The sequence below is a fragment of the Nostoc sp. C110 genome, assembly GCF_043099725.1.
Classification (GTDB): Bacteria; Cyanobacteriota; Cyanobacteriia; order Cyanobacteriales; family Nostocaceae; genus Nostoc; species Nostoc muscorum_A.
On the sequence record NZ_CP171137.1, the window covers coordinates 102,628 to 129,029 of the forward strand.

At 40.6% G+C, this 26,402-nt stretch carries 35 protein-coding genes, 4 pseudogenes and 1 riboswitch; of the genes and pseudogenes, 19 read left to right on the forward strand and 20 right to left on the reverse strand.

Annotated elements, in window-relative coordinates; genetic code table 11:
- Positions 1 to 207: 207 nt before the first annotated feature.
- From ACFFRD_RS00495 to ACFFRD_RS00510, 4 genes are all read left to right on the forward strand, one after another.
- Positions 208 to 1,092 (forward strand): isopenicillin N synthase family dioxygenase, encoded by an 885-nt coding sequence (locus ACFFRD_RS00495; RefSeq protein WP_392476105.1) that lies wholly within the window; start codon positions 208 to 210, stop codon positions 1,090 to 1,092.
- A gap of 27 nt (positions 1,093 to 1,119) precedes the next feature.
- On the forward strand, positions 1,120 to 2,226 hold the full coding sequence (locus ACFFRD_RS00500) for an NAD(P)/FAD-dependent oxidoreductase (protein ID WP_392476163.1): 1,107 nt from the start codon (positions 1,120 to 1,122) through the stop codon (positions 2,224 to 2,226).
- A gap of 10 nt (positions 2,227 to 2,236) precedes the next feature.
- Positions 2,237 to 2,608, forward strand: a complete 372-nt coding sequence (locus ACFFRD_RS00505; protein ID WP_392476106.1) for a hypothetical protein — start codon at positions 2,237 to 2,239, stop codon at positions 2,606 to 2,608.
- Positions 2,609 to 2,868: 260 nt separating this feature from the next.
- Positions 2,869 to 3,420 carry a hypothetical protein gene (locus ACFFRD_RS00510; RefSeq protein ID WP_392476107.1) on the forward strand — a complete coding sequence of 184 codons (552 nt, stop codon included), beginning with the start codon at positions 2,869 to 2,871 and terminating at the stop codon, positions 3,418 to 3,420.
- A 3-nt stretch (positions 3,421 to 3,423) separates the two neighbouring features.
- Here the strand turns inward: ACFFRD_RS00510 and ACFFRD_RS00515 are convergent, their stop codons facing one another.
- The 4 genes from ACFFRD_RS00515 to ACFFRD_RS00530 all read right to left on the reverse strand — a co-directional run bounded on the left by ACFFRD_RS00515 (position 3,424) and on the right by ACFFRD_RS00530 (position 4,809).
- Entirely contained in the window at positions 3,424 to 3,798 is a 375-nt protein-coding gene (locus ACFFRD_RS00515; protein ID WP_392476108.1) for a hypothetical protein, read from the reverse strand.
- Entirely contained in the window at positions 3,795 to 4,127 is a 333-nt protein-coding gene (locus ACFFRD_RS00520) for a DUF5674 family protein (protein ID WP_392476109.1), read from the reverse strand. The genes ACFFRD_RS00515 and ACFFRD_RS00520 overlap by 4 nt, the downstream gene beginning before the upstream one ends.
- 31 nt (positions 4,128 to 4,158) lie before the next feature.
- Positions 4,159 to 4,428, reverse strand: a complete 270-nt coding sequence (locus ACFFRD_RS00525) for a hypothetical protein (protein WP_392476110.1) — start codon at positions 4,426 to 4,428, stop codon at positions 4,159 to 4,161.
- Between the two features lie 204 nt (positions 4,429 to 4,632).
- The gene (locus tag ACFFRD_RS00530) at positions 4,633 to 4,809 is read right to left on the reverse strand and encodes a hypothetical protein (RefSeq protein WP_392476111.1); all 177 of its coding nucleotides are present in this window, start codon (positions 4,807 to 4,809) and stop codon (positions 4,633 to 4,635) included.
- A gap of 688 nt (positions 4,810 to 5,497) precedes the next feature.
- On the opposite strand from ACFFRD_RS00530, the gene ACFFRD_RS00535 reads away from it, so the two are divergent.
- The 11 genes and pseudogenes from ACFFRD_RS00535 to ACFFRD_RS00585 form a co-directional block, all read left to right on the forward strand.
- Positions 5,498 to 5,971, forward strand: coding sequence for a hypothetical protein (locus ACFFRD_RS00535; RefSeq protein ID WP_340095933.1), 474 nt, complete (start codon positions 5,498 to 5,500; stop codon positions 5,969 to 5,971).
- 6 nt (positions 5,972 to 5,977) lie between these two features.
- The gene (locus ACFFRD_RS00540; protein ID WP_392476112.1) at positions 5,978 to 6,496 is read left to right on the forward strand and encodes a hypothetical protein; all 519 of its coding nucleotides are present in this window, start codon (positions 5,978 to 5,980) and stop codon (positions 6,494 to 6,496) included.
- Between the two features lie 65 nt (positions 6,497 to 6,561).
- Positions 6,562 to 6,903, forward strand: a complete 342-nt coding sequence (locus ACFFRD_RS00545) for a hypothetical protein (protein WP_392476113.1) — start codon at positions 6,562 to 6,564, stop codon at positions 6,901 to 6,903.
- Between the two features lie 113 nt (positions 6,904 to 7,016).
- On the forward strand, positions 7,017 to 7,457 hold the full coding sequence (locus ACFFRD_RS00550) for a hypothetical protein (RefSeq protein ID WP_114080760.1): 441 nt from the start codon (positions 7,017 to 7,019) through the stop codon (positions 7,455 to 7,457).
- 11 nt (positions 7,458 to 7,468) lie between these two features.
- A complete protein-coding gene (locus tag ACFFRD_RS00555) occupies positions 7,469 to 7,651 on the forward strand; it encodes a hypothetical protein (RefSeq protein ID WP_392476114.1) in 183 nt (60 codons plus the stop codon).
- A 4-nt stretch (positions 7,652 to 7,655) separates the two neighbouring features.
- Positions 7,656 to 7,943 (forward strand): hypothetical protein, encoded by a 288-nt coding sequence (locus tag ACFFRD_RS00560; protein WP_392476115.1) that lies wholly within the window; start codon positions 7,656 to 7,658, stop codon positions 7,941 to 7,943.
- Between the two features lie 4 nt (positions 7,944 to 7,947).
- A complete protein-coding gene (locus ACFFRD_RS00565; protein ID WP_392476116.1) occupies positions 7,948 to 9,489 on the forward strand; it encodes a hypothetical protein in 1,542 nt (513 codons plus the stop codon).
- Between the two features lie 89 nt (positions 9,490 to 9,578).
- Positions 9,579 to 9,803, forward strand: coding sequence for a hypothetical protein (locus ACFFRD_RS00570; protein WP_322700476.1), 225 nt, complete (start codon positions 9,579 to 9,581; stop codon positions 9,801 to 9,803).
- The gene (locus tag ACFFRD_RS00575; RefSeq protein WP_392476117.1) at positions 9,800 to 10,099 is read left to right on the forward strand and encodes a hypothetical protein; all 300 of its coding nucleotides are present in this window, start codon (positions 9,800 to 9,802) and stop codon (positions 10,097 to 10,099) included. Before ACFFRD_RS00570 ends, ACFFRD_RS00575 begins: the two co-directional genes overlap by 4 nt.
- Position 10,100: 1 nt before the next feature.
- Complete coding sequence (locus ACFFRD_RS00580; RefSeq protein WP_392476118.1) at positions 10,101 to 10,406, forward strand: hypothetical protein; 306 nt, start codon at positions 10,101 to 10,103, stop codon at positions 10,404 to 10,406.
- A gap of 90 nt (positions 10,407 to 10,496) precedes the next feature.
- A pseudogene (locus tag ACFFRD_RS00585) lies at positions 10,497 to 11,005 on the forward strand (hypothetical protein); the annotation flags it as partial.
- 2 nt (positions 11,006 to 11,007) lie between these two features.
- On the opposite strand, the pseudogene ACFFRD_RS00590 reads toward ACFFRD_RS00585, so the two are convergent.
- The 4 genes and pseudogenes from ACFFRD_RS00590 to ACFFRD_RS00605 form a co-directional block, all read right to left on the reverse strand.
- A pseudogene (locus ACFFRD_RS00590) lies at positions 11,008 to 11,466 on the reverse strand (acyltransferase domain-containing protein); the annotation flags it as partial.
- A gap of 104 nt (positions 11,467 to 11,570) precedes the next feature.
- Positions 11,571 to 12,713 (reverse strand): cystathionine gamma-synthase, encoded by a 1,143-nt coding sequence (locus tag ACFFRD_RS00595; protein ID WP_392476119.1) that lies wholly within the window; start codon positions 12,711 to 12,713, stop codon positions 11,571 to 11,573.
- A gap of 12 nt (positions 12,714 to 12,725) precedes the next feature.
- The gene (locus ACFFRD_RS00600) at positions 12,726 to 14,081 is read right to left on the reverse strand and encodes a cystathionine beta-synthase (RefSeq protein WP_190937789.1); all 1,356 of its coding nucleotides are present in this window, start codon (positions 14,079 to 14,081) and stop codon (positions 12,726 to 12,728) included.
- Between the two features lie 260 nt (positions 14,082 to 14,341).
- Positions 14,342 to 15,184 (reverse strand): pyridoxal phosphate-dependent aminotransferase, encoded by an 843-nt coding sequence (locus tag ACFFRD_RS00605; protein WP_392476164.1) that lies wholly within the window; start codon positions 15,182 to 15,184, stop codon positions 14,342 to 14,344.
- Here ACFFRD_RS00605 and ACFFRD_RS00610 point away from each other — a divergent pair.
- Entirely contained in the window at positions 15,184 to 15,426 is a 243-nt protein-coding gene (locus ACFFRD_RS00610; RefSeq protein WP_392476120.1) for a hypothetical protein, read from the forward strand. The two genes, ACFFRD_RS00605 and ACFFRD_RS00610, sit on opposite strands and share 1 nt — an antisense overlap.
- A gap of 10 nt (positions 15,427 to 15,436) precedes the next feature.
- Entirely contained in the window at positions 15,437 to 15,736 is a 300-nt protein-coding gene (locus ACFFRD_RS00615) for a hypothetical protein (RefSeq protein ID WP_392476121.1), read from the forward strand.
- A 50-nt stretch (positions 15,737 to 15,786) separates the two neighbouring features.
- Here the strand turns inward: ACFFRD_RS00615 and ACFFRD_RS00620 are convergent, their stop codons facing one another.
- From ACFFRD_RS00620 to ACFFRD_RS00670, 11 genes and pseudogenes are all read right to left on the reverse strand, one after another.
- Entirely contained in the window at positions 15,787 to 16,041 is a 255-nt protein-coding gene (locus ACFFRD_RS00620) for a hypothetical protein (RefSeq protein WP_392476122.1), read from the reverse strand.
- A 130-nt stretch (positions 16,042 to 16,171) separates the two neighbouring features.
- Positions 16,172 to 16,420 carry a hypothetical protein gene (locus ACFFRD_RS00625; protein ID WP_392476123.1) on the reverse strand — a complete coding sequence of 83 codons (249 nt, stop codon included), beginning with the start codon at positions 16,418 to 16,420 and terminating at the stop codon, positions 16,172 to 16,174.
- Positions 16,421 to 16,438: 18 nt separating this feature from the next.
- A complete protein-coding gene (locus ACFFRD_RS00630; RefSeq protein WP_392476166.1) occupies positions 16,439 to 16,807 on the reverse strand; it encodes a GNAT family N-acetyltransferase in 369 nt (122 codons plus the stop codon).
- Complete coding sequence (locus tag ACFFRD_RS00635; RefSeq protein ID WP_392476124.1) at positions 16,735 to 16,962, reverse strand: hypothetical protein; 228 nt, start codon at positions 16,960 to 16,962, stop codon at positions 16,735 to 16,737. The genes ACFFRD_RS00630 and ACFFRD_RS00635 overlap by 73 nt, the downstream gene beginning before the upstream one ends.
- A gap of 27 nt (positions 16,963 to 16,989) precedes the next feature.
- Positions 16,990 to 18,090: a fatty acid desaturase gene (locus ACFFRD_RS00640; protein ID WP_392476125.1), complete on the reverse strand. Its 1,101-nt coding sequence runs from the start codon at positions 18,088 to 18,090 to the stop codon at positions 16,990 to 16,992.
- A 226-nt stretch (positions 18,091 to 18,316) separates the two neighbouring features.
- Entirely contained in the window at positions 18,317 to 18,757 is a 441-nt protein-coding gene (locus tag ACFFRD_RS00645) for a hypothetical protein (protein WP_322720305.1), read from the reverse strand.
- A pseudogene (locus tag ACFFRD_RS00650) lies at positions 18,741 to 18,950 on the reverse strand (GTP-binding protein); the annotation flags it as partial. The gene ACFFRD_RS00645 and the pseudogene ACFFRD_RS00650, both read right to left, overlap by 17 nt.
- A gap of 252 nt (positions 18,951 to 19,202) precedes the next feature.
- Positions 19,203 to 20,204 carry a methyltransferase domain-containing protein gene (locus tag ACFFRD_RS00655; RefSeq protein ID WP_392476126.1) on the reverse strand — a complete coding sequence of 334 codons (1,002 nt, stop codon included), beginning with the start codon at positions 20,202 to 20,204 and terminating at the stop codon, positions 19,203 to 19,205.
- A gap of 22 nt (positions 20,205 to 20,226) precedes the next feature.
- Positions 20,227 to 20,481 (reverse strand): hypothetical protein, encoded by a 255-nt coding sequence (locus ACFFRD_RS00660; protein WP_392476127.1) that lies wholly within the window; start codon positions 20,479 to 20,481, stop codon positions 20,227 to 20,229.
- A 372-nt stretch (positions 20,482 to 20,853) separates the two neighbouring features.
- Positions 20,854 to 20,997: riboswitch (cobalamin riboswitch) on the reverse strand.
- Positions 20,998 to 21,393: 396 nt separating this feature from the next.
- On the reverse strand, positions 21,394 to 21,969 hold the full coding sequence (locus tag ACFFRD_RS00665; protein WP_392476128.1) for a hypothetical protein: 576 nt from the start codon (positions 21,967 to 21,969) through the stop codon (positions 21,394 to 21,396).
- A gap of 377 nt (positions 21,970 to 22,346) precedes the next feature.
- Positions 22,347 to 23,333 (reverse strand): HEAT repeat domain-containing protein, encoded by a 987-nt coding sequence (locus tag ACFFRD_RS00670; RefSeq protein WP_392476129.1) that lies wholly within the window; start codon positions 23,331 to 23,333, stop codon positions 22,347 to 22,349.
- Between the two features lie 202 nt (positions 23,334 to 23,535).
- Here ACFFRD_RS00670 and ACFFRD_RS00675 point away from each other — a divergent pair, with 202 nt between their 5' ends.
- The gene (locus ACFFRD_RS00675) at positions 23,536 to 25,542 is read left to right on the forward strand and encodes a DEAD/DEAH box helicase (protein ID WP_392476130.1); all 2,007 of its coding nucleotides are present in this window, start codon (positions 23,536 to 23,538) and stop codon (positions 25,540 to 25,542) included.
- Positions 25,543 to 25,681: 139 nt separating this feature from the next.
- On the opposite strand, the gene ACFFRD_RS00680 is transcribed toward ACFFRD_RS00675, so the two are convergent.
- Complete coding sequence (locus ACFFRD_RS00680) at positions 25,682 to 25,894, reverse strand: hypothetical protein (RefSeq protein WP_392476131.1); 213 nt, start codon at positions 25,892 to 25,894, stop codon at positions 25,682 to 25,684.
- Positions 25,895 to 25,901: 7 nt separating this feature from the next.
- Between ACFFRD_RS00680 and ACFFRD_RS00685 the strand changes: the two are divergent.
- Positions 25,902 to 26,402 (forward strand): annotated as a pseudogene (locus ACFFRD_RS00685) (Rieske 2Fe-2S domain-containing protein); the annotation flags it as partial.

Here is a 26,402-nt window from a genome sequence, read left to right on the forward strand (position 1 = left end):
ACAAATGCAACATCTTTACAGGAGTATCAACCTGAGTTCTTACAACTTGTTAACTATTAAGGCCCTTACCAGTAATAAAATGCCCAGCCGTATCAATAATATTTTTGGCAAAACCGAGGTAGATAGGCGCTTTCGCCCTTCGGGGCGAAAGCGACGGCTGGGCATTTTATTTCTTGGATCTCCCTAATAAAATATCTTGAATAATCAATGGTCACAATTCCAATAATTGATTTAAGTGCTTTCACTCGTAGCAATGCAACAAATCGGCAAGCTGTCGTGAAACAAATTTATCAAGCTTGCCATGAAATCGGTTTCATCTACTTGCAAAATTCGGGAATCTCAAAAGACTTAATAGAGCAAGTGTTCAGCTACAATCAATCTTTTTTTAAACAACCTTTAAAAGTTAAGCAAAAGCTTGCTTGGAGTGATGAATTTTGTAATACAGGATATGTTGCTCTTGAAAGAGAACGTCTTGCCCCCAATAAACCAGGTGACTTAAAAGAGGCGTTTAATGTCAACAAGGAAGGTACTGTTGGGATGGATGCTTGTATTGTTGCTTTCTATGATAGTTGCACAAAACTAGCTAACACAATATTGCAAATCTTTGCTTTGGCGTTGGAATTGCCTGAAGATTTTTTGACGACAAAGCACAATCAATATAATCATACCTTGCGCTTGCTCCACTATCCCCCATTGCAGACACCACCCAAAGCCGGACAAGTCCGTGCTGGGGAACACTCTGATTATGGCAGCATTACTTTACTTTTCCAAGATGAAGTTAGTGGGCTGGAAGTAAGAACAACAGCAGGAGAATGGATTGAGGCAGCTGCAATTCCTGATACTGTTATAGTTAATACTGGTGATTTAATGCAGAGGTGGACAAATCATGTTTTTTGTTCAACTCACCATCGGGTGATGATTCCTAATGACGACAGGGTAAACCAATCTCGGTATTCTATTGCTTTTTTCTGTCATCCTAATGATGATGTAGAAATTGCTTGTTTACAAAGTTGCCAAAAAGGAAAATCCCCTATTTATCCGCCTATTTTAGCAAGAGAATATCTTTTACAACGGTTACAAGCAACATATTAGATGGTTGTTGCTAAGTGGAAATTCGAGATGAAAACTTACGACTGGATTGTAGTTGGTGGTGGGATTACGGGTGCTGCACTTGCTTATGAATTAGGAAAAGCAGGCTTTGGCGTACTTCTGGTGGAAGAATATGAAATACCACAGAATGCAACTCGTTATAGTTATGGTGGCCTTGCCTATTGGTCGGGTACTACAGCATTTACTCGCCAATTATGCAAAGAAGCAAGCGCTCGCTATCGTATCTTATCTCTTGAGTTAGACGCTGATATCGAGTTTCGGGAATTAGATTTATTACTGACTATTCCAGTTTCTAGTGACCCAGAAGCGATCGCTGCCTCCTATAACAATTGTGCCGATGTACCACATTTACTTAGCCCAGAAGCCGCGATTGAACTGGAACCACTCCTAAATCAACAGGCGATATCTGGTGCTTTAACTGTTAAACACGGTCATATTCATCCACAAAAAACAGCACAAGCTTACATTCAAGCTTTTTTGCGTGGTGGGGGTGAAGTGCAAATTACCCAAGTATTGCAAATATTAGAAAGTGGTGTAAAAACCACTACTGTAACTTACCACAGTGCAAATGTTGTCATTTGTGCAGGTGGACTTAGCCGCCAACTATTAAAGGCATCTGGTATTTCCACTAAAATATATTTTACCCACGCAGAAATAATTGAAACTGCACCAGTTGATATCAAGTTAAGCACCTTAGTTATGCCAGCAAATGTGCAACGATTTCAATTAGAAGCTCAATCTGCTCAAGTCGATGAAGTTTGGGAGCAGCCAGGTAATGAACCAGTAACAGCGATTTTAGATGCTGGCGCAATTCAATTTCAAGATGGCACTTTACGCTTGGGTCAAATTAGTCGCATTCTCACAGATCCTCATGCCAAGGTAAATTCACAAGCAAGTGAAAAATGGTTGCGAGAAAGTGTCGGGGAAGTGTTACCAACTTTGAAGAATTTACCAGGAATTTGGCATCATTGCTTAGTGGCATTTAGTGCAAATCAATTTCCTATAATTGGTGCTGTTCCAGGATTAGACAATGTTTATGTGTTTAGTGGATTAAGCAATCCGCTAGTAATGGTACTACCCTTAGCAGAACGCTTTGCTAATAACAGTTATCTATGATTATAAGCCGATGTCAAAACTGAAGTACTTAAATATTTGTGCTGGAGCAATGGGAATAACAGCAGTACTGTTGGGAGGCACAATTGTATTCAAAGGGCTAACTAGCGGGGCAAGCGCAAGAAGTGTACTTGCAGGAACGTGTTTGTTATTAGGTGGTTCTTGTTTTGCTGTCAAGAGTCTGTATGAAATTCAAATCGAGTCAGAGATTGACAAAGTATTAATTGAAAGACGCAAGGTAATACCCACGAATTGTAGAGGATGCCGGAATTTTCACGGTGTTAAATACGAAGGAGTAACGCTGGTTTGTGCAATACATCCTAACGGGGTAGAAGGGAAAACTTGCCCTGATTGGAAAAGTTTTAGGCAACGGGACAAGTCTTAGTATTTGTCAAGACAAGTCTTAGAACGAGAAACAGTGATTGTATTTCAAGTTAGCCACATCACAGATTTGGACTATATTGCAGGGTTGTCAATATACGTTGCAGCTTGTGGGGAGTAGTCTAGATTATCGTAAAATTCAATCGTCAGAACACTTTTCTACCTCAAATAATGTTGTGCTAAACGATGCTTTCAGTATTTTGGGAGAAATAGTTGACGCAATTGATCAGGTGGAGCAATTTTCTCAACAAGGAGAATTCAGTCATGGAACAGGAAATTAAAAATGCAGTTGGTTTAGGCATTCCTGAACTTGCCATAGAGTCGAAACCAAAACCTGAAGTAGAACTCAAATCAACAGTAACAATTTACGACTTCAGTGCTTTGTTATCCAAACACGAACCGCCGAAAAAACCAACAATCAAAAAGGAGCCTTCCTTATCAACGGGCAGTACTGAATACTTTTCATCCCCACGGCTACTTGATGAAAAATGTTCTGATTGGTCAGCCGATCAATCTAATGTTGTACATAGGAGCAATAATATGTCATTCACTTTGGATAATCGCTCTCAAAACAAAGAATCGTCCTTAACTCAAGCATTACGGCAGATAGAACAATTAAACTCCAAGATTGCTGTGTTAGAGCAGCAGCATCAAGATTATGTGCATCAGCAACAGAATTTAATTCCAGCGATCGCCGAAATCTGTGTTTCTCCGATCCAGGAAGTACAGGCGCTGCGGATTCTGATTTATCGGGGAGAAGCAGCTTGTCGGCGGTATTTGCGTTCGGTGTTGGTCAAACAGAGTCAGAATTCATAGAGGTCAGGCACTCATTGATTCCGGTTCAGTACCAGATATTTCCAAAACCCGATGTAACCAATATGAAATTTCAAGAGATGCAGATTGCTTTTGTTCGGCATCCGACCAAATATTCTCCCAATTAAACAGCCATCGAGTCAACATCCGACCTAAGTCAACCAACTCTGCTGCTCTATCAATGTCATCTGCTTTCACCATATCTGGTACAGTCCACTCGATAAAGTATCGACTTTCTTTGACCAGAGTCAGCATCAATTCCTGAGATGATACCCCAGTCCAGAAAGACTGAATTTGCTCAAGGTGTGCAGCAAGATGATGTAAACGGGTAGGCACATCATCTTGTATAAAAATTTGTTGTCTCGGTGTCAATTCGATCATAAATTTCCCAGGAATTCGATAATGATTTGAGCAACCCTTTCTCTAATATTAGAGTCCAATATCTCCATTGATCTATTTTGCGGGGGACGAAGATTGACAATTGATTCAAAAATCATCTTTTGAGTTACAGGCATAAAGCTTGCCGCCCAGATAGTTTTTTGCCGACTACCATCACCCAAAAGAGCTTGTTCGCAGTCATAATGCAAATCACCACCACCAACCAACACCCGACGCTCGATATCGACTGCGGTTTTGATGTAGAACTTGTGTTCTTGGAGCAAAAGTTCAAGTTGTTCCGGGGTAGCGCGTTCGCGTAACAGCAAAATCATACAACTGAAAACCTGTGTAATATCATCAAAGCTAACTAGAAGGGCGCTCTGTTTCTTGCAACCAACCCAAAATAGCCAGCGCCAACTCCCAGGATTCGTGCCGCTCCCAATTAGGTAAGTGATTCAGTACTTGTGCAAGGAATATTGCTGGGTTTTCCAATTCTCCGCCACGAGCCGCAACACCATCCCTAACGAGCGCCCCCAAAGTGGCAGCTTGATTGCCTTTATAGTCAGGCTGTCTCTTAATTTCCTCAATAATCCAGTCAGGAACTGTTATGGTTTTAAATCCTGGTTTCGGCATATTCGGCAGAGCAATTAGTTTTCTGATGGTACGGTAGTTTACGTCATAGATGCAAATTTTTGTATGGTACGGTATGGTAATAAAATAGTAGTCAGGAGTCAGGAGGTAGGAGTTAGGAGTTAGGAGTTAGGAGTTAGGAATCAGAATTAAAAAGGGAGAATCCAGATCCACAACTGGAAAAGTTGACCACTAAATATGCTTTCTTTAATGTGGGCGAAAAATGAGCTTTTCCGGTCGGAGTAAACGAATTGTATCCTGACTCTTGATTGCTGAATTCTGTTTCAATAAATTTATTAAGCGATCGCATCGCGTTAAGACTGCGATCGCTCGTGCCGAAGCACTACCCCCAACAAACCTTGGAGGATTTATAGATGTTACCAAAAACGCGCATTCCAGATATATCTCCATTAACTTTTTGTAGACAAATAAAATCTGCTTATACTGGAATGTCTCTGGAGTCAGTAGAATGCCTTGAAAGCGAACGCGGAATTTTCAAAGAGTACTGTTCAATTCTTTCAAGAGAACTGGATGTACCGTTCAAAACAGTGCAGATCAAATGGGGCCCCGGCATCAAATTTCCTCAGATGCCTGAGAGAACACGAAATATGCTTAAATTCGTTTTAATAGCTCGGCTCTATGAACTTAAACGAAATCTTGTTGCTTAATTGTTGAAACAGGAGTCAGGAGTCAGGAATCAGACAGATGAATAACCGATATTCTAGCAACCCACAAAGTAAGAAAAGTTGGTGGTAACAAAACAAGGTAGAAGTATGGTCAACAAGAAAAGTGCAGGTCTGAATCCACCTCTGATACCATTCTGATTACTGAATTTTGACTCCTAACTCCTGTTTATTAACTATTAGTTAATCAAGTAATGACCCGCCCAACAAAAGCGGGTATTTTTATATGTATGAAGCGACAAGCCATGAGAATCTGTCGCCAAAATTAACCAAAATTTTACGGCATCAAAGGGGTTTGGGGTTTATGACCAATAAAATTCTCATCATTACATCCAATTAGAGGTTCTCACGGCGAGTCCTATTCCTGATTCAGCAAGGGATAGAAGCGATTGAGAAAAAAAATCTCGTTTGTCGCAAAAGAGGAGGAAATGGCATCTAAATTGAGATTGGAGTACCAGAGATCGCTTGGTAGAAAGGTGTGTGACCGGACTTGGCAAAGAGTTAAAAAGCGCTTGAACATCAAAGACGAAAATGATATCTCTTTCATGTCGCAAGTCAAGGCTTATGGGGAATTGAGGAAACGCAATCCTTATAAAGCTATTAGAATCGCTGATGTAAATCGCTATCGTTTCTTTTTGGACAATCTTCCGAAGTTGGTTTGTAAAGGTGATGAGTTACGACTTGCCCTCCAGAGATTAAAGCCACATCCTTCTGTAGCCACTATTTACCGTTGGGGGCAGGAGATAAAATGCCCTTTTAGTGTTGATAGAGTTTACACAAGTTATGAAATTCAAAAATGGATTGTCAAATTAGTTTCTCAAACGAAATTTACGTTTCCTGAAAATAAGAACATTCGCAGCTAGGAGTCAATGATGGAAGTTTTACGTTCTTTGTTACAAGGTAATGACATTAATCTCTCAGACGAAGACTTACTGGCAGAGTTAAAAAAGCGTGGGCTTGATTCAGATACATTAAGTGATGATGATGCTATGAGTCTCGCTGACCAGATAATTCTTGAGCGTGGGCAATCTGGTACACTTGCTACTAGCCATGCCTCGAATGGAAAAGCAGCGAAAAGACCAAGAGCCAAGACTAAAAAAGTGCAAGAGGACATGAATGATTACAAAATCGCTCTTGCCAACCAAGCGAAACAGAAGTTAGAAGAAATTTCTGCTTTTAGCACTGGTATTAACCAAGGAGTCAGAGAGTTCGCTCATAGAGAGGCACAAAAAACTATTGAAGATTTAGATGGTGTAACTAACGAATATCTAGCAGAAATCGCGGAGTACGCCAGAGATTATAAGGGGGAACCAGAAGCCTTTTTTCGTTTCGGTCAGGAGATTGCATCGCTCTATCTCTCTGCTAGCAATGCAGATGCGACCGAATAAATTAATCTTGGTAGCAGCAGTACTAAATCTGCTGCTATTGACCCTCGTTTTGGGCGTGGCAATATATGGAGCAACAAGACCAAACCCATCGCAAAGCATTAAATATTCACCTGAAGAAGGACGGGGAATTGAATCTGTCAGGGCTGACACTAGAAAATCTGACAACAGAAGAATTCCTGGTAGTCCAGCAAATTATTGACGAGTCGAGAGTGCGATCGCAGTCCAATAGACAGATTGAGGAATTGATGCAACGGGGAATGATGGCTCAAACTGCGATCGCAGCAATAACAGTATTGATGTTTTCGTTCATGGGCATATATGGCATAACCCGATATATCGGATCACAAGTTCAACAAGTTCAGCAGACTTATACACAGGAGTCAGGAGTCAGAATTCAGGAGAACTGAATAGGTAGAATTTAATGTTTTATAGCCTATTCAATTAGTACTACAATTCTTTATTCTGGCTCCTGACTACTGACTTCTGGATTCTTTAATTAGTAGTTAGAGAGGAGAAAGCAATGTTAGGTAAATGGCTTCCTGGTTTATTTGGCGGTAAAGGTGATGGAGTAGTATCAACGGATTTAAGAGTTGGGGATGCTACCCAAATTGAGGGTAATTTACCTTCATCAATCCGCGATCGCTACACATTGCCAGCTTACACTACAGCAAAGCAGGTTCTTGATGAAGCAGAAGTGGCTGGCACTCTAAAAGCACAGAAGTGGTTGCACACTAAATTTTCCCGACACAAGCTCAAGCAGTTGCAATCCTTGGCAGAGATGTATAAAAACCAATTGGCATATTCTCAAGAAGCCATGAAGGTTGAGGAGGATTTGCAACGAACCAGGGGATTACATGGGGAGGCGGTAATTCGTCATGCTTTTGGTTCCCAGGAACAGCAGCGCCAGTTGGGGGGATACGAGAAAGCATTTGATGAAGTGGGAGACAGCTTTAGGTTCTAAAGGAGAAGAATATGAAAAATCAACAAGAACAAAATATCAAAGACCTCAAACCAGAAGAATCCGTCACTTTAGAGGAAATGCCAGAGAATATTCAGGAAATCCAAGAGCAGATGAACACAGAAGGAAAAACTCTAAACTGGACAACCTCATTTGATGGTGACGAACCCAAATCAGTTACGTTTTTTATTTATTGAGATTATGCAAATCAAGCTGTCTTTTGTTGGATATGCCGTCTCTGGAGTCGGGCTGTCAATGTTAATGGGATTTCTCTGTGTTGCCAGCCCAGTTAGTCAGTTTGTACTGTGGATCATCAGCATGATTTGTATTTGCGGTATCTCTGTAGGTTTGTTCAACTTTGCTGGCTTAGTCATTAAAGGATTCGGTTTCAACCGCAAGACTTTCACCATCGGCTTGATGCCTGGAGTAATATTCCTGTTTGTCTTTTTGACATTAGTTGCAGCTGGTGTTGCGTTGGGGGTGAGATAAGTTTATGCCATTTGAATTACAACGACTAACTGCCAGTGGGGTGATTCATGCAGAACGGACTATCTTATGTTCTTTAGGAGCGAGTGCTGTATTATGCCTGTCTGCTCCTTTTTTCTTAAATACTGACCGAATAACAACCGGGATGCTACTTGGTGCTGGAACAGTGAGTGCTGGCTTATTTGGAGTATCTGCCCAAATCAGTGAAGGCAAACAGAAAGTATACCGCTCTTTAGAAGAAGCTGACCTGAAATCACTCAAACAGCATTTGCAAGGTGAAGCTGTTTATGATTATGTCACCACTGCGATCGCAGCCAAACGCCGAGTTGCTGATTATGTGAATCGGCTACCAATGCAAGAGCGTCCCCGGTGGATTGCTGAATATCAGTTGCAGGGGTTGGTTACGCTCCCAGAACCACCAGCACAACAATCACCTTCAACGACTGGTATTCCTAATCCTGATATTGCTGACATTGATGAAGAGTCGGTACAGTCGGTGATTAATCCGGGTGCGATGAAAGTTCTCCAAGCGATCGCTGCTAATTATCCTGAGTACATCAGAATTGATGGTGCTTGGATTGATGAACTGTGTGATGCTGCATCTAATCAAAATATGACTCTTCGCAGTAATCACCATTTTTACCTTTCTGGTGGCACACAATCTGGGAAGTCTACGCTGGCTGGAGTGATTATTAACAAAATTGCTGCAAAATCTCAAACACCAGCAATTGTGATTGGCAGCGATCCAAAGGATGATGTCACCAGATGGTTGTGCAAGTTCAGCCGTAAGTTTGACGGCATGAAAGAACTAAAACATTGGGTTACTTTTGCAACTGGCATGATTGATCAACAAAAAGCCAGAGTATCAATTGTTGGTGGCGAATGTCACGGTGTCCCAGAATTATTATTTGCCCAGGATGAAGTTGATAGTGTTTATGGTGGTGGTAAAGGACTTCCGGGAATGGTTGATGCTGATACCGCCAAAGACTTGCAGGGTTTTTGGAACTATGTCATCAAATTCACTGCTGGGTTAAAGGGTCATGGTTTATTTATGGGCCAGTCCCCACTCTCTGGGGAAACCGGATTTAGCCGCCCGTCCTTGAAAAATGTTTGCTTTATTGCGATGGGGCAAACATCCTCTTATATTCTTGACCATCCCCAAGACTTTGTAAATGTCAAAAAAGAGATTTTGGAGATGTTACGCCAAGCTTGCGAACTACTAGATAAAGCTGGTGTACGTTATGCCTTAGTAATTCCCACTCGGTCTAATCCCTTCGTTGCCCTAATCCCGGAATTTGATATCAAAGGTCTGGAACAAAAACAAGATTCCAAGCCGAATGGTGACACTGTTAATAGTTCTAAAAATAATCAGCAATCCTCACAGCAGCAGGTTGACTGGTATCAAGAAATTAGAAAATGGGTAACAGAATTAGGGAGAAGACCACATTTTCAGGAAATCAAACAAAAGTGGCACGAATTAACAGGGCAAGAGTTAAACGAAAAAGGGGTGACTCTATTACTAGAAAATCTCGGCTACCCAGACAACTAAATTGGAATGCTCGATATGGTAATCCCAAAGAGTATAGGAAACAAGTAGCAATCGCTCACAGAAAAACTCACAATTATTGTGTCGTTTGCTTGACTAAGAAAAGTGAAGAAATCCATCACGCTTACTACGGCAACGACATCATTGGTCAATCTACATTTCCTACGTGCTACCGTTGTCATCAAGAGATTTGTCATAGCTCGATTAACTGGATAAAAAGCCGTAGTAATCCTGTTTGGGGTAATCGTAATACTGATGAATTTATTACGAGATTGAGGCTGGGATATCAGCTACTTTATGGAGGTGTTATTTGGTGATTAAGCTATTAATAAAGTATGCGCCTGATTCCGTTGTGGATGCTGTGAATGATATTTCTTTAGCAGAACTGGACAAGCGAGGTTTAATAGTCTGGACAGACGCACCGCCACTAGAGCCAGAAGATGAAAACTCAGCATTTAATTTAGCTTCTCGTTTTACTGAAGTAACGCCTGATAATATATTAGAAATCTTCAAAACTATTGCTCAAATATACACTATTTATGGCGACTGTTTAGCTCTCAAATACTTGATGGAACTTTCCGCAGAATACTTTGGTTTAATTGGAGTTGAATAAAATGTATAACGAATACGACGATTTGAGTTTTGAAGAACAATTACACCTAACTGAATCCCTTATTAGACAGCGACATAATCAGCAGATGTTCTTGCGGCGAAATGCTCAACTGTTACAGCAGGAGTTAAGCTTTGAGGCTGATTTTTTAGAAGACAATCCAGAGTTAGCTCAAACTATTCACGCTCTCAATATGCAGGAAATTCAGAGTAATCAGCAAGGGCTAGAGAATGTTTTAGGTTCAAAAGAATTAGCCTCAAAAAAGCAAAGTGTTTGGAGTAAGTTTTTTCCAGGATTAGGTGAGATATAAATATAGTAAGGCACTAATATATCTTTTTTAAATCTGCTCTTAAAAGAGATAAGATATTAGTTAGAATCAATAATTTTCATAGTAATTTAAATGACTCGTTTTATTCACGATCAATTTGCTAAAGATTATTTGGAAGAGTTACTAAAACCTTATGGAGAAGTCAAAGCTTCTAGCCGTGTAGCTGGTGAAGTTAGAGAGATCGATGTTTTATTTTCTCCTATCCAAGAAGCTAATAATTTAGAGATGCTAGGACTTTTAGGAATATTTGCAGCTACACCTGCTATTTTTGAACCCTTACGGGTTCGCCAGTCGCTCATGGGGGAAACCCCCTTGGCGCTAGCCTCTCCCTTTGGGAGAAGACCGCGCGCGCTGGCTCACCATTTCGCAATCCTGCCTCTGAGGAGGAAATCTGTGATTGTTTGCTGAAACTATTGGAAGTAAGAGGTGCTTTACAACGCGAAGCTAACCGCAATAAAATCTCTATTAAAGAATTAGAAATTCCGAAATTGTGGATACTTTCTCCAACCGTATCTGTGAGAATACTTTCAGGTTTTAGTGCAATTCAAGCATCTAATTGGGTGTCTGGAGTATACTTAATGGGGTAGTAGTCAGGATTTGTGGCTTGGGTGACTGTAATCCAAGTACCAATTAGGTTGGAAATATAAGGAATTTTTGGGGGATTTAAAGTAATTTTTTTTACTTGCTCTGTAAATACCTCTAAAATTGGTTCCATCATTTGCGAATGGAAAGCATGGGAAGTATGCAGTTGTCGAGATTCAATCCCTTGAGCAGCAAGCTGATTTTGTAGTACCTCTATTGCTGCTATGGAACCGGAAACTACACACTGCGATCGCTGATTAATCGCAGCAACAGAAAGTTCTGAACCTAACAGAGATTGTACCTTGTCTGCGGACAGAGGAACTGAAAGCATTGCTCCAGTGGGAAGTTGCTGCATCAACTGTCCGCGTGTTGCTACCAGAGATAAGGCATCTTCTAGAGAAAAAACTTCTGCAAGAGTTGCGGCTACATACTCGCCAATACTATGACCGATCGCAGCTTCGGTTACATTCTTTCTTACAATTATCCAATTGAAATCAACTGTATTCAGCTAGGCTTAATCTAAATGACGCGACAATTCTGGCAATACCACAACGTCTTACCAGCTTATGTCCCAGACAAAGCATTTTCTAAATCAGCTTGCAAGTCTAATACATTCTCAATACCCACAGAAAGACGGACTAAATTATCATTAATTCCCCGCTTATATCTTTCTGCATCTGGTAAAGAACCATGAGTCATTTTCGCAGGATAACAAAGTAATGACTCTACACCTCCTAAACTTTCTGCTAACAAAAACAGCTTGAGACGAGCAGCAAATTTTTCCACTTCTGCAAAACCGCCTTTTAATTCCAAACTAATCATCCCACCAAAACCAGACATTTGTGATTTTGCCAATTGGTGCTGTTCGTGGCTAGGTAAACCGGGATAATAAATACGCTCGACTTTGGGATGTTGTGCTAAAAATTTAGCTAATACTAAAGCATTTTTTTCGTGTTCTCGCATTCTCACAGCTAGAGTTTTAATTCCTCTCAGTACTAACCAGCTATCAAAAGGACTAGGAACTGCCCCAATTGCATTTTGATAAAATTTCAATTCGGTGTATAGTTGCTGATTAGATGTCACAACTGCACCGCCAATAACATCGCTATGTCCTCCTAGATATTTGGTGGTGCTGTGGACTACAATATCTGCACCCAATTCCAGTGGTCTTTGAAAATAAGGACTGGCGAAGGTATTATCAACTACTAAAATGATATTGTGTTGACGAGCAATTTTTACTAACGCAGCAATATCAATTATTTTTAACAAGGGATTGGTTGGAGTTTCCACCCAAATCAATTTAGTCTGGGGTTGAATAGCAACCTCAAAGTTAGAGATCTCATCAATATCTACATAAGTGGTTATTACATCCCAATTTTTCACTACTTTTTCTAACAAACGATAAGTACCACCATATAAATCATCCCCAGCAACAATATGATCGCCACTTTTGAGTAAACTTAAAACTGTGCTAGTAGCAGCTAATCCAGAGGCAAATGCTAAACCAAATTTAGCGTTTTCAATAGCAGCTAAAGCTTCTTCTAAAGCATTTCGGGTAGGATTTCCCGTGCGAGAATATTCATATCCTTTGTGTTGACCTATTGCGGCTTGCTCGTATGTAGAAGTTAAATAAATCGGCACAATCACAGCACCTGTTTCTGGGTCTGATGGTTGTCCTTCATGAATTGCTTTTGTTTCAAATTCCATTTTTTTCTCGTCTTAGTTTTGACTAATCCAATATCTAATTAAATCTGCTCTGGTAATTAATCCAATAGGAGTATTATGCCGCGTAATAATAATTCCTGTAGTTCCAGATAAAAGCACTCGATAGGCTTCTGCTACATCCACATTTTCATCGAGGATTGGTAGCGGCTTACCCATCACAGCTAAAACTGTTTGGTTAGAAAAATTAATTCCGTCATGCAGAAATTTCATTAACGATGCCTCATTCAAGCTACCTACTACTTGATTGTGATCAATAACAGGTAACTGGGATATATTTAGCTTTTGCAGCAGATTTGTGGCATTAATTAAAGTATCATTGGAACTAATAGCTACTAAAGAAGGGAAATCAGTTTTTTGTTGTAAAATTTCTTCAACCTTGATAGTTTTTACAGTTTTACCTTCCCAAAAACTATTTTCCTGCATCCAGACATCAGAGTAGATTTTATTAATGTAGTTTCTGCCTGTATCGGGTAATAAAACTACAATATACTTTGGCTGTGATAGTCGATTTGCATACTTGAGAGCTGCGGTTACTACTGTACCACAAGAACCTCCCACTAGTAAGCCTTCTTCTCTGGCTAGACGACGCGCCATATTAAAAGATTCTTTATCAGTAACTCGAATCATTTCATCAACTAATTGACGATTAAAAGTTTTAGGAATAAAGTCTTCCCCAATTCCTTCAACTTTATAAGATTTAGGGCTATCTCCTGATAAAATAGACCCTTCTGGATCTGCACCAACAATTACAATATTAGGATTTTGCTCTTTGAGATATTTTGCCACTCCAGAAATTGTGCCGCCAGTTCCCATACCTGCAACAAAAACTTCAACTTTACCTTGACTATCTGACCAAATTTCTGGGCCAGTAGTTAAGTAATGAGCTAAAGGATTGTGGGGATTTTCAAATTGATTTGGTCTATAAGCGCCCGGTATTTCTTTAGCTAATCTTTCAGCGACACCGTTATAACTTTCTGGAGAATCAGGTGCTACAGATGTGGGTGTGACAACTACTTCTGCGCCATAAGCTTTGAGCAGATTAATTTTATCCTGACTCATCTTATCAGGCATGACAAAAATACATTGATATTTTTTCACTGCGGCGATTAATGCTAATCCTACACCAGTATTACCTGCGGTAGCTTCAATAATAGTTCCCCCTGGTTGTAGTTCACCTGTTTTTTCAGCTTGTTCAATCATTGCCAGAGCAATTCTATCTTTGGTACTACCACCAGGATTCAGATATTCTACTTTGGCATAAATAGGAGATTGGGTATTTTCAGTTACGTGATGCAGTCTGACTAAGGGAGTTTTACCAATTACTTGCAAGATATTTTCGTAAGTAGTCATATTTACCCTCTAGAGTTATGAATCTTTCTTTTTGTTGGATTGAGGGATGTTGAAATTCAGCACTAAGAAAGAAATTAATTTCAGAATGTAAGTTTGAGATTTGACTGTAGCTTTAGTATTTTTTTACTTGCTGTTTGTAATGTTTCTGATTTTTTACTAAAGCAAAAGCGGATAAATGAATTTCCATTTTCTGGTTGGTTAAAAAAGCTAGAACCTGGAACTACAGCAACACCAATTTCTTTGATTAAATAGTTGGTAAATTAAATATCAGTTTTATAGCCAAATTTAGAAATATCCGCAAATATGTAATATGCACCTTGGGGGACAAAATAAGGAATTCCGACTTGATCTAAAATTTGGAGAATGCTATTTCTTTTATCATCATACAGTCTAGCTAGTTCTTGATAATAAAATGGCGGCAACTGCATGGCGGCTACTCCGGCTTGTTGTAATGGTGCAGGCGCACCCACAGTAAGAAAATCATGAACTTTTCTGATAGCTCCTGTTAATTCAGGTGTTGCTAAAATATAACCGACTCGCCAACCAGTGACGCTGTAGGTTTTGGAAAGACCGTTAATGGTAATAGTACGATCTGCCATTCCTGGAAGGGTGCCTAGTGCAATATATTGAGTACCATCATAGAGAATGTGTTCATAGATTTCATCTGTAAATGCGAGAACATCCCACTTTTGACATAGTTCGGCAATTAGGGTAAGTTCTTCACGGTTAAAAACTTTGCCTGTGGGATTGTGTGGGGTGTTGATAATAATAGCTTTTGTATTGTTGTTGAAAGCTTGACGCAACTCAGCTTCATCAAATGTCCAGTCAGGGGGATGTAGTGTGACGTATCGGGGTGTCGCACCAGCTAAAATTGCATCGGGGCCATAGTTTTCGTAATACGGCTCAAACACAATCACTTCATCCCCTGCATCAATGGTTGCTAACATCACAGCCGCCATTGCCTCGGTTGACCCACAAGTGACTGTGATTTGTGTTTCTGGATTAATATCTAAACCTAGATACCAACGGACTTTGTGCGCGATCGCTTCTCGAAATGTTTTGTCTCCCCAAGTAATGGCATATTGGTTAACATCTGCCTCAATTGCTTGATAAGCTGCTTGTTTTAACTCTGGCGGACTGCGATCGCCTCCGGCGGGCGGTTACGCCATCGCAGTTAACGTCTGTGGCGTTAGTTCATCCTGATAACGTCCCAGCTTACAATGCTATGATTGCCACTCAACTCATCCCCAGCGATCGCAAGATTACTTCAACTCAAGTGATGGAGATTGCTGCACAATCACCAGTCGGTCATCGGTCGAGCAGTTTATTACGGCGGCATCAATGAATGGATACCAATGCCTCTGTTAAAGAATTTCTCTGGTTATGACCGGGATACCAAAAACTTTATTGACTCTGCACCAGGTAATAAGCAAACCTCTCAAGCTGAAACTAAGGAGTCTTGCACATCAACAACCCAAGCTCAACAAATGTTGGCGCTCTTAGAGAAGACGAAAGCCAATTCTATTGATGAGTTCATCCAAAGCGAGTTGAAATTAGACGGAGTTCCACCAGAGCTGATCCGAAAAGGAATTGAAAAATTACTCCAAAATTCTCCAATTAAATATAAGTTCAATGCTTGGAATAATGAAAACTGAGAATTTACATCAGGAGAAAAATGTTCAACCGAGCTTTTCATCGGAAAATTTCAAGCCGTTTTGATAATAACCCATTTCGACTTTTTGATATTGTTTATATATTTGTCAGCGTAGCGGAAAGCTGCTGCCTTATCGTATTTCGCTATATTCAGTGCTTGTAACAATACCTCTAAAGGAATTGCCACCTGTGTGAGCTTTTCGGCTAATATTACTGACTCTTCTTCTGTTGCTGCTACTGTCGCTTCTAATGGTTCAAATTTTATTTGCTTATTTATACGGTTATCTAACATTGTAGTATCAGCCATAAATGCACCTTCAAAACTTGTATAATGCAGTTTTACTGAAAGGCAGCAGGAATAAATCCGTGTTTATGCGGGACTTATTAATCAGCTAACTTCATGAATCCGCACAATTGCCGTAGCGAGCGCATCTTGATTAAAAATTTCGTTCGCCATCTTTTTCCAAGATGGAAATTAATTCAAACACTCGCATATTTTCTCCCGTCCAAACTTGATCTAGTAACCGCAAATTTTCAATAGTTAAGTCGCTCTCTTTCACTATCGATATATTTGTTTTGCCCAGTGCCATCAACAAATCTTCAAATACAACTAAGCCATTAAACTCCAAGTCTTGAATCTCGGCTGATGCTAAGGCTGACAATCGCTCACCACAAATCTCGATCATGAACCAACCAGATAAGCATTAGGCATTGTCATTGCCGCTATTAACTGCTATGTCGAAATGCAACACGTCTTCGCGATCGCCCAGCTTTGTATAAAGTTTAATGGCTGGATCGTCACCGATATCCGCCTGGACGAAAATGACATAAGCTCCATAAGCTGCTGCTACTTCCTTCAGCTTCTGAATTAATGCCGTTGCGATCCCCTGCCGTCGGTGTGCGGCGGCAACAGCTAGATCGTAGATATAAATCTCGCTGCGCTCCTGCTCGAACTTTTTAAGCTCGTATGCTGTAAGACCGCCAACGACCTCACCTTCTTTCAATGCGGTGATCGCAATGAAGTAGTCAGTATCGAGCAGTTGCCGTAGGTAGTCTGCGCTAGGTCGGGAAATACTTTGTCGCCACTAATATCAAAATAGTTACCCGTTGTTTCTAAATCCACAAAAAACATCCCTGGCTTGAGGAAGCTGTAGCGAGCCATCAATGCATTAATTTGAGATTTTAGTTGTAGTATTTCCTCACCTAAAGGAACTACCCCAGCAAACATAGAAGCTTTACGCTTCCTTGGCTCTCTCTACTCGATGGATTGTGCCGCTTGACGAAACGATGCTATCGACGTGAGGCGATTGGAGGGACAATCCCACAGAATGTATTTGAAGCAATCAGGAATATCTACCATTCGCAGCGTTTTTGCACTTCTAAGCAGGTGAATATTTTGATTGTGGCAAGCTTGGAGGTTGTAATTGGGGATTCTGTCGCAAAGATGATGAATGTTATGGTAGCCGATATTGGCGGAAAACCACTTTAAAACGGTGGGTAACTCCAGATAACTGCTGCCCTTAATTGCTCCTTCGAGATAGTCCCACCCTTCAGTCTTGTGGGCGTAAGAGCCATCAAAGTTGTGCTGAACAAAGAAGACGCAGATGAGGATTGCCGCAGCACAAGTTAGCGTAATTGAGTAAACGCTCACGAAAAAGCCAAATCCAAGTAAATACCCCAGAAAAATCCAGATGCCGACTACACAAATGTTGTTGAACAACAGATGCCAGAATTCAGCCGCAGTGTACCAATTTCTAGACTTATGAGAGGAGATGATTCGAGGTAAATCCATAAAAGGATCTTGCTGCAAGCAAGTCAGTAGATGAGTGATAAAATCATATATTCCAGCAATCAGGGCGAGTCTTGGCTTAATCGCGACATAGAAAAAACCTCCCGGAAAGATCATGAATGGGTGCCTCAGTAATTCATAACGCCTTTGGGCAGATGGACTGAGGCGAGCAAACTCCTCAGTAGAGAGTAATGCACTAGGACCACGATAGCGTTGCCAATCACCGTTGGTTTTGTGGTGATAGGCATGTCCTCTTGACCACGGATATTGAGGTATCGCGTTGATCACCCCCAGAATAAAACCGATAATTTGATTAACCCTTTTTGAACGAAAGAGTGAATAGTGTCCGCAATCATGCATTAAAGAAAAACAACGTGCTGAAAACAGCGTCATCAAAACTATAGTAGGCGCAAGCAACCAAAAAGAAATAGCAGCTGCTTTGTGTGCTAAAAACCATAAAACCACATAAGGCACAACCGTATTCAGAATTTGATAAGTTGCCCGCAAGTCCCTGCTGTTCATGTAAGGACTCAGGACAAAATCCGACTTTTTCACTGCGGTTTCCATTAAATAAAACTTTCTCCTAGCGGCTGAAGTTCTTTTTGGGCTAAGTTGAAATAACTGGTAGTATTGACTTGACAGCGCCGCCTAATGTAGCATAGCGCACCTCGTACAAACTGAGATAGTCGGAATTTGTGAGTCCCATGTAATAATCTATCGCCGCATTTTGGTAGCAAGTAGGTTTCGGAATCTTGCTTAATTTTGGTTTGAGCATTGAGGAATAAAGTAAGTATTAGGGCATTAAGCTTGGTTGAAATTCTGACCATCGCTTGCAAACTTGTTCGTAGCAATCGGGTGGAGTAATTTTTAGTTGGTGTAAAAAATTAACCTCAATCTGAGGTTCTGCCTTTAGCACCAGAAGAATATCTTGATGGGGATTGTATGTTGCGACTGCTGGGAAAATGGATGAGATTATAGATGAGTTAAGTGATTGTGATCGCAAGTAAAACCCAATCAGATCCCAGGGGAGAAATTGGAGAGTAAAGGGAACTGTATCAAGACTTGTATTTGTAGGGTGAGTAACTTTAGTATCCACATCACAAATAACAATTCCCCGCCCAAATGACTGAAATCCCTTCCATCCTGTGTAACCGATTACCAGCAGATTATTATGAATAAAGTTGTTTTGCCAGTAGCCGAAATTTCCTTGCCAAACACTATTGGATGGTCGCATTGACTTCCTCCCCCAGCACCAATGATTCTATGCGAACCTGCTCAAGCTCTCGTCCAATCAATACTAATCGCGTTTGACGGGGTTCCTGGGGTTGCCAAAGACGGTCATAAAAGTAGTCAAATCGATTACCAACACCCTGAAATACCAGACGGATAGGTTTGTTTGGAACTGGTACAAATCCCTTAATTCGATAATTCATAATTACGTTTTGTGACGGGGATTTAGCTAGACTTCAATTGTGTTCTACCTCTAGAACTAGTAGTCTGCCAACCCAAAAATGCTGCGTGATGGCTGGGGAAAGGGGAAGGGGTAAGGGGTAAGGGATTTGAAACCTTTCCCCCTTCCCCTTTACCCTTTACCCCGCCAAGTTCACTTGGCGAACTACTAGGGAGTAAAACCCCCCAAACTTAGTTAAAATCCAAATATTCATAAATAGCTGCGATCGCTACCTAACCAAGCTTGAGGGATTTTGGTTGGCAAAGTTTCTGTACATGGATTCTGTGCTTCCATTTACCCGCACAGCCCGGAACATTCCAAATCGACACAATCCTGCACCAAACGCCAAACGCATCAGTAAAAGCGTCGGTACCTCGCGCACAGACTTGATGAAACCAGACAGCCCAAAACGCACTAATCCCTCTGGTCGAGCCACTCCTTGCCAAATTGAATCGAACCAAGAAGGAAGGGTTTCTTGCGTCCAGTCTGCCGTAATTACCTCCCCTTCAACTAATTTTGTCCCTGCCAAAAGCTCGGAAAAACCTTCAATGCTCGAAAAAGCTGGATGAGACCACTGATCGAGGAGTTGGCGCATTACTCGTTTCTCCCAAAAATTTAGCGGCTTTTGGCGATCATCCCTCTGATTCCAGTCAGCTACAACCAACACTCCACCAGGCTTTAGCACCCGCATTAATTCTCTAGCAAAAACAGTTTTATCTGGCATGTGGGGGCCTGCTTCGATTGACCAAACCACATCAAAACTGGCATCTGGAAACGACAATGCCATTGCATCATCAACCGCAAACTGGGCGTTTAGCCCAAGGGGTGTTAACTCCTGGGCGCGTTTCACCTGAATAGGACTGATGGTAATCCCGGTGACAGCAAACCCATAATCCCGCGCTAAAATCCGACTGCTGCCGCCAATCCCACAGCCAACATCTAAGACGGTAGTACCAGGGGGTAATTTTTCTATTCCACCCCATTTAACCATTTCATGTACAAAGTCAGATTTAGCAGCCAAAAAATCCTTTCGTCGTGGCGGCAAACCGTAGTGACCAAGGTGAATGTGTTCTCCCCAATAAAACTCTAGGATACCGTCAAGTGTCCATTCATCGTAGGAATTGGCGACTGTGGATGAGGATTGATACTTGCGGGCAGTTAGGAAATAAGCCGCAATTCCAATTACTAATAGCAGAAAAAAAACAATTACAGAATATAATAAAGTTGGCATTTTTTTGAACGATCTTGTACACCTATTTGAGTCGATCCAACGGTTTACTCATTGCTGCTCGTCCTGAATCAGAGGAGTGATGTTGTAACTGCCCACGGTCGGCAATCGCAATATAAATCATCCGATACATCGATATTGCAATGTTTTGAACATCTTGAATAATTTTCCCTTGCAGTAGACTGGGCTTGTATTTGCCTTGAGGGATACCCGTTTGTTTGACAAAGGGGTGAATAGCAGTAGGAATCTTCCCAGTTCGGTGAAGATAGAATTTCGACATGATAATTAACTGAAGTATTCATTTAGTAACTTAGCAATTTCTATACGTGATTGGGAAAGTATTTGTTCAGTGGTCAAACAGGAATATGTACGTCATACATTGCCATTTTCTACCTGTTTTAAACAACTTCCACCTGTTAGTTAACACAGCATTTTTTGTCGCAATAACTATTTACAAACGATACTCTCGTCTGGAGTAGATTATAGCGATCGCTGGATCTCAAGACACAATTTGTACCGAAAATTAACCGCTTACCCTCTCATAGAAAGTCGTAATCTGTAGCGTCTTGATATGTGGCACTATGAGAACGTAAAGCTGATTAGTTGTATAAACCTTCATAAAAATACTTATCTGTGCCTCGCAGATGTACAAAATTTACAAGTCAACTTCGGCGGGCATTCTGACTCACAAGGCAAGCCTTGTTTACAGCTGCGGGACAGCGCCGGATTTACACCGGACTTTCCCCGTTTCCTCTAGCGGCTGTTCCCCACTAGAACCGAGATTCATCTGGATAATAACACAACTGCGATTTGCTTGCATAAAAATCAATGGGCGGTCTATATTTGCATTCGCTATTAATCGAGACAAGTCTCATTCTTTACCAAGCGTTTATTTTCTACTCAGCGTTGCGGGGTCGTTTCTTATTGCTTAGTAGATATCTTGGATATCTTGCAAAACTAACAAATGCCAAAAATAGCTCGCTATTTTCTGAAATCAATTCTTATTGAGAGTCATTATTCAGATATCGCTTGAGTTCCTTAAGATTTATTTTCGGCTATGTCATCTTAAATTATCGGTTTTAGCTGTTCTGCTTTTACCATATTCAGACTCTAGATCACTTATTAGACAAGGGTCAGCCAAGAACAAGTCCATTTTGCCAATGCCTCTAGTTGATTGAGCCAAAAACTAAGATCAATGCAGTTCAAAGAACGACTCTTGTCCCAAATGTTTTACATAATTTTCTACTAGTCCCTGAAGCTTACCTTGCTTGCCGATTTCTATCCAGTCATCAATTCTTCCTAAAAAACAATATCTTTGAGTCAGAAATGTCCGTTGCGCCCGATCAATCAATACGAAACGAAGCATCGGTGAATATGAAATAGAAAGCCTGAGTTTAGTTTTCCCTTCTCTCATTTCATTTCTTCCAGAAAAATTTAATAGTTCGGACAACAGATTAACGTCTTGGTCTGCTGTATATACAGTGATGATTTCCTGTTTTATATCTATTTGGTAATCTTGTAAGCTAGAAAATTTCTTTATTCCTTCTTCTACATTTGCCCTTTCTTCATCGGTAATAATTTTCGGCTGAACCTTTCTTAGAAAAACCTGAGCGTTAGGATTTTCATAAATTTCATAGCCATCAGGCATAGTTTCAACCAAATATCCTTCACTTTTCATGGAAAAGAAGTACTTAAGCTTACCAGTTTTCGTTATGCCTTGATAGAGATAATACGTCTGTCCTTTTCTATTGTCGTATTTTATCGGCATTCAATCTATTAACTCAATACTTGTCTTTGAGCAGCTTTTTTCCTAAGACCTTTACTAGACAAACGTGGGGTCTTTGAATACTCATTTTTTGGGGGAGCGATTTTTTCGGCGAGATTGTGCTTGCATCTTTTTCTTGTTTTTAGTTTTTAGCTTTATTTTTGTATTAGTTGACTGCTACTTGGTATCTAGCAGCCTATTCTCCCACAATGTGATCGCTTGGACAAACCTATCAAATTGCTTATCGGTTACATAAAGACTATTGCCTATTCGAGGAATCTTGACAAGCTTTCGTCCCAAAGCTCCCGGATATAAGATAAGTAGTTTCTATCAGCTAAGACTTTCGCAGTTCCCCTACATCCTCAATGCTTCTGAACTCCCTATTGATTGGCTCTTTGTTTACTAGCTTGATCAACTCGCTGCCACAGTTCACGGTCTTCTCGATAAATAGCCAACGCTGCAATCGCATCTTTTGCATCAATATCTTTTCCTTGAGCCACTAGTGAAATCAGGTAATCTATTGCTTTATCTTGTCGCAACATCCCTATTGCTAATAACAATGTGCGACGAAGTTCTACGTTTCTTGTTTGCTGCCAGCAATTTCTCAGAAGATCAAATGCTTTCTCTAATCGTGATTCACCCAACGTCAATGCTGCTAACTCACAGATTTGCTCCTTTGGGTCAAAAAGAAAACCAGCAACCATTGCAAGTGAATCAGTTGGAGCTAGTTGTAACAAAGCACTGAAGCACTCCGAAATCACCTGTGGTGCTTGATCGCCTATGCGGGTTTTTAAACGAAGTAAAGGTACACCTTGGGGATTTCCTGTGTAGGCGATCGCCTTTACAGCAGCAACTCTTGCTTCTGGTTTGGGGTCAGCTAGTAGATCGGCTAATTCGTTCATTACATCTGAGTAGTTCATTCTCACCAGACCTAAAGCACATATACCCCGCAGATGGGCAGCAGTATCTTCAACTCCTCCCCATACTGGCTCCATCTGAATGTGTCGAATCCCTTGCAGAAAAAGGTTTTCATCGCTGTATTCTAAGTGATACAGTGTTTGTGCTATCTCTTTCTTGGCAAGACAATTTTGGTCTACTTGTGCGGGTTTGACCATCATTCGAGCAAATGCTTCTACAAGATCAGCAACCAACTCAGTGATAGTGGATTCGCCGACTATCTTGGCTGCTTGAGCAACAGCTATAGAATATTTACTCTTAAGACCTTGACGTAAAATTATGATCCCTTCTTCACTTGTCGGATGCTCTCTAATTTTGGCAAGAATAGATAAAAATTCTTCTAGTTTTTGCGATTTTGGCATATAACATCCCATAACTAGGCGCTCTGTTTTGAATAAAGCATTTACCATGAAAGTAGGGAATTAGAATTTATCAAAGTGCATTCCTCACTTTTTAACTTCAAAAGCTCTTGATGAAGTAACATCGCATCAACTCAACCCAAAGCATCTTTACTACTTTTAGAATTGGGATTTTCGGCATCTTAATTTTAAGGGCTTGTGGCATAATAAGCAATATTCCCACGGGAGAAAAATCATTGTTGAGGTAGATTAAATGCCTGTTACCTACGAACTTAGAGATTATCAACATCAGTGGATAAAAGATATTTGGAATTCTTGGGAGAATGGTAATAGGCGAGTGCTTGCACAACTCCCGACAGCCGCCGGAAAAACGGTGTGCTTTGCACATATTTCTCATAAATTCTTTGACCAAGGAAAGCAAGTTTTAGTCATTGCCCATCGGATTGAGTTGATATCTCAAGCTGCCGAAAAGCTAGAACAAATTATCGGTGAACCAGTTGGGATTATCAAAGCAGGTGTTCTGGCTAATCCGGAACGGAGAATCCAAGTTGCTAGCGTTCAAACGTTGAGCAGACGAGAGGTATTAGAGTTGCCAATTAACATTGGACTTTTGATATTAGATGAAGCGCATCATGCAACTGCTTTATCTTATCGGCGATTAATTGAACATTATGAAAACGCCCAGATATTAGGTGTAACTGCCACTCCCCAAAGAATTGACGGTCAAGGTTTTGTTGATTTATTTGATGATTTGGTTATTGGCATTGACACGGCTTACTTAATCCAGGCTGGGTATTTAAGTGAGTTTCGATTATTTGCAACGAATCAAACTATTTCTACTCTTGGAGTTGCAAAATCTCGTGGGGATTTTAGAGCTAAAGATTTAGCAGTTGCCGTCACTAGCCAGATTGGGGTTAGTGAAATCCTTGAGAATTACTTTAAATATGCACGAAATCTTCGTACAGTTATTTTCGCCTGTAGCTTAGAACATTCTCGTGCCCTGGCTGCGGAATTTTCTCGTAATTATATTAGTGCCGAACATTTGGATGGGAAAACTCCCCCACAAGAGAGATTAGAAATATTGCAGCGTTTTCGCAATGGCACAACCCAAGTAATTACTAATTATGAAATCTTAACCGAGGGCTTTGATTGTCCTAATATTGAGTGCGTCTACTGTGTCCGTCCGACTGAAAGCTCTACTCTCTGGCTGCAAATGCTGGGGCGGGTTCTAAGAACTTACACTTTAAAACCAACGGCGGTGATCATTGATATTACCGATAACTGGAAAAAGCATGGGCTTCCTGATGAAGCCCGCAAATGGACTTTATTGCCTGAAACTATATCAGAAATACAAAACAAAGGCTTAATTCAATGTGAGCATTGCACCCATATTTTTAAACCGCTAACTGAAGAATTAGCTAATTTTAATGCCGAAGTTGACGAGAATGGAGTGCTGATTCAACATCACCAAGCTATTTGTCCAAGCTGTGGTCAAACGATTGATTTTACAACTATTGAAAATCCTGCAAAGCCAACTTTTAGCAGAATCAGACTTAGACAGGGTTTTAGCCTTGAGCTTACAGAAATTGACCTTTCTGTTTCTGCTTACAGATTAGACTTAGTTACTGATACGATCCGAAGGCAAGGTTTACGGGGTGCGAGTCCCACTAAAATTTATAGCGCCATTTTCATCGCTTTTATTGAAAATATTACTAGATTTACTCTTGGTGATTGGCGCGAAATCGTTAAAATGGTTGAGCCATCCCAATCAGCAATTACCAAAAAAGCATGGGAACTGTATAAGGAAGCTTTTGAACGACATAAGAACCGCATCTTGGCTATGTCTTTTGTTGAACAGAAAAAGCTAAAACAACAAGGCAGTAGGCATGTGGCGACTAATGTAACGACAATAGAAGCTCTTGGGCAGTTGGAGAATAGTATATTCTGGGAACCCAAACCACAGGAAAAGTCATCTAAGTTCAAAAAGAATTTAGGCGATAATTATTTTAAAATGAAGTATAAATCACAATGGAAAGAATCTTTAACTTACTGTTCAATGCTAACAGGCGATTTTTTAAACATAAATGCTGGACTCTTCCATGTGGAAACTAAGGATGTATATGTAAATATCTGTATTGAGGTCAGAGACCTTCCTGGTCTCAAATCTAAACTAACAGAGATTTGTGATCCCGCAGAGATTGAATATGCCTTTACTCAAGGGTTTCGGAAGCTTGCTAAAATCATGTTTCGGTTAAGTTGATTCCAAATGTTGGATCATAGAATGGCACGCTTGAAAAGCGCTAACCCTTGATATTACTGGTTTTTGGGTCTGGGGTTGCAGGTTCGGCTGTAAGAAATTAAGAAGAATTTGCCGGTGTTTCACACTCGTCCATTAAAAACTATTTTGATTCATGCTGTGCTGTGTGAAAAGCCATATGCCAGAAATTATGTTCAAATTTTGCCACCATTAAAAAAGATTCTTCAGCTTGTTTTTGAATATCTTCCTGTGCCGTTTCTAAAACCTCATCAGCTTGCTGTGACAAAAGTTTTACATATTTTGTAAAATCAATATTTCCCCATCTTTCTGCAAATTCATTATAAGGCGTAGGCATCTTACCTGACAAGATACCATACGTAGGAAAATTAACTCCTCTAAGCAAGCATACCTTTGTGGCAACTGGGTTTAGTCTGTGGGGCATGACTCAAGGAACCTTGTCTGGAATGATACTTTCTGACCAGATTTTAGGCATTGAAAATCCTGCGGCTGATTTGTACGATTCAACCCGCGCCACTCCTTTTCTCACTCCACAAGGTATAAAGCAAAACTTGGAAGTTGGCGCTCATTGGGTAGGCGATCGCCTCAAGGGATTGAATAAATCTCTGCAAGATGTGGCTATCGGTGAAGGAAAACTAGTCACTGTCGATGGGGATAAAGTTGCCGCTTACCGAGATCAAACAGGAGAAATACACGCTGTTTCTGCGGTATGTTCTCACTTGGGTTGTGTTGTTGCTTGGAACAGTGCCGAGAAAAGTTGGGACTGTCCTTGTCATGGTTCACGTTTCAGTTGCAAAGGGGAAGTTTTACACGGTCCGACAGTGAAAGATTTAAAGAAATTTTAG

Bases quoted from the DNA above. Each gene is read 5' to 3' on its own strand.
- ACFFRD_RS00495 (WP_392476105.1), top strand. From the start codon at position 208: ATGGTCACAATTCCAATAATTGATTTAAGTGCTTTCACTCGTAGCAAT.
- ACFFRD_RS00500 (WP_392476163.1), top strand. From the start codon at position 1,120: ATGAAAACTTACGACTGGATTGTAGTTGGTGGTGGGATTACGGGTGCT.
- ACFFRD_RS00505 (WP_392476106.1), top strand. From the start codon at position 2,237: ATGTCAAAACTGAAGTACTTAAATATTTGTGCTGGAGCAATGGGAATA.
- ACFFRD_RS00510 (WP_392476107.1), top strand. From the start codon at position 2,869: ATGGAACAGGAAATTAAAAATGCAGTTGGTTTAGGCATTCCTGAACTT.
- ACFFRD_RS00515 (WP_392476108.1), bottom strand. From the start codon at position 3,798: ATGATCGAATTGACACCGAGACAACAAATTTTTATACAAGATGATGTG.
- ACFFRD_RS00520 (WP_392476109.1), bottom strand. From the start codon at position 4,127: ATGATTTTGCTGTTACGCGAACGCGCTACCCCGGAACAACTTGAACTT.
- ACFFRD_RS00525 (WP_392476110.1), bottom strand. From the start codon at position 4,428: ATGCCGAAACCAGGATTTAAAACCATAACAGTTCCTGACTGGATTATT.
- ACFFRD_RS00540 (WP_392476112.1), top strand. From the start codon at position 5,978: ATGATGGAAGTTTTACGTTCTTTGTTACAAGGTAATGACATTAATCTC.
- ACFFRD_RS00545 (WP_392476113.1), top strand. From the start codon at position 6,562: ATGGAGCAACAAGACCAAACCCATCGCAAAGCATTAAATATTCACCTG.
- ACFFRD_RS00550 (WP_114080760.1), top strand. From the start codon at position 7,017: ATGTTAGGTAAATGGCTTCCTGGTTTATTTGGCGGTAAAGGTGATGGA.
- ACFFRD_RS00555 (WP_392476114.1), top strand. From the start codon at position 7,469: ATGAAAAATCAACAAGAACAAAATATCAAAGACCTCAAACCAGAAGAA.
- ACFFRD_RS00560 (WP_392476115.1), top strand. From the start codon at position 7,656: ATGCAAATCAAGCTGTCTTTTGTTGGATATGCCGTCTCTGGAGTCGGG.
- ACFFRD_RS00565 (WP_392476116.1), top strand. From the start codon at position 7,948: ATGCCATTTGAATTACAACGACTAACTGCCAGTGGGGTGATTCATGCA.
- ACFFRD_RS00580 (WP_392476118.1), top strand. From the start codon at position 10,101: ATGTATAACGAATACGACGATTTGAGTTTTGAAGAACAATTACACCTA.
- ACFFRD_RS00595 (WP_392476119.1), bottom strand. From the start codon at position 12,713: ATGGAATTTGAAACAAAAGCAATTCATGAAGGACAACCATCAGACCCA.
- ACFFRD_RS00600 (WP_190937789.1), bottom strand. From the start codon at position 14,081: ATGACTACTTACGAAAATATCTTGCAAGTAATTGGTAAAACTCCCTTA.
- ACFFRD_RS00615 (WP_392476121.1), top strand. From the start codon at position 15,437: ATGCCTCTGTTAAAGAATTTCTCTGGTTATGACCGGGATACCAAAAAC.
- ACFFRD_RS00620 (WP_392476122.1), bottom strand. From the start codon at position 16,041: ATGGCTGATACTACAATGTTAGATAACCGTATAAATAAGCAAATAAAA.
- ACFFRD_RS00625 (WP_392476123.1), bottom strand. From the start codon at position 16,420: ATGATCGAGATTTGTGGTGAGCGATTGTCAGCCTTAGCATCAGCCGAG.
- ACFFRD_RS00635 (WP_392476124.1), bottom strand. From the start codon at position 16,962: ATGTTTGCTGGGGTAGTTCCTTTAGGTGAGGAAATACTACAACTAAAA.
- ACFFRD_RS00640 (WP_392476125.1), bottom strand. From the start codon at position 18,090: ATGGAAACCGCAGTGAAAAAGTCGGATTTTGTCCTGAGTCCTTACATG.
- ACFFRD_RS00645 (WP_322720305.1), bottom strand. From the start codon at position 18,757: ATGCGACCATCCAATAGTGTTTGGCAAGGAAATTTCGGCTACTGGCAA.
- ACFFRD_RS00655 (WP_392476126.1), bottom strand. From the start codon at position 20,204: ATGCCAACTTTATTATATTCTGTAATTGTTTTTTTTCTGCTATTAGTA.
- ACFFRD_RS00660 (WP_392476127.1), bottom strand. From the start codon at position 20,481: ATGTCGAAATTCTATCTTCACCGAACTGGGAAGATTCCTACTGCTATT.
- ACFFRD_RS00665 (WP_392476128.1), bottom strand. From the start codon at position 21,969: ATGCCGATAAAATACGACAATAGAAAAGGACAGACGTATTATCTCTAT.
- ACFFRD_RS00670 (WP_392476129.1), bottom strand. From the start codon at position 23,333: ATGGTAAATGCTTTATTCAAAACAGAGCGCCTAGTTATGGGATGTTAT.
- ACFFRD_RS00675 (WP_392476130.1), top strand. From the start codon at position 23,536: ATGCCTGTTACCTACGAACTTAGAGATTATCAACATCAGTGGATAAAA.
- ACFFRD_RS00680 (WP_392476131.1), bottom strand. From the start codon at position 25,894: ATGCCTACGCCTTATAATGAATTTGCAGAAAGATGGGGAAATATTGAT.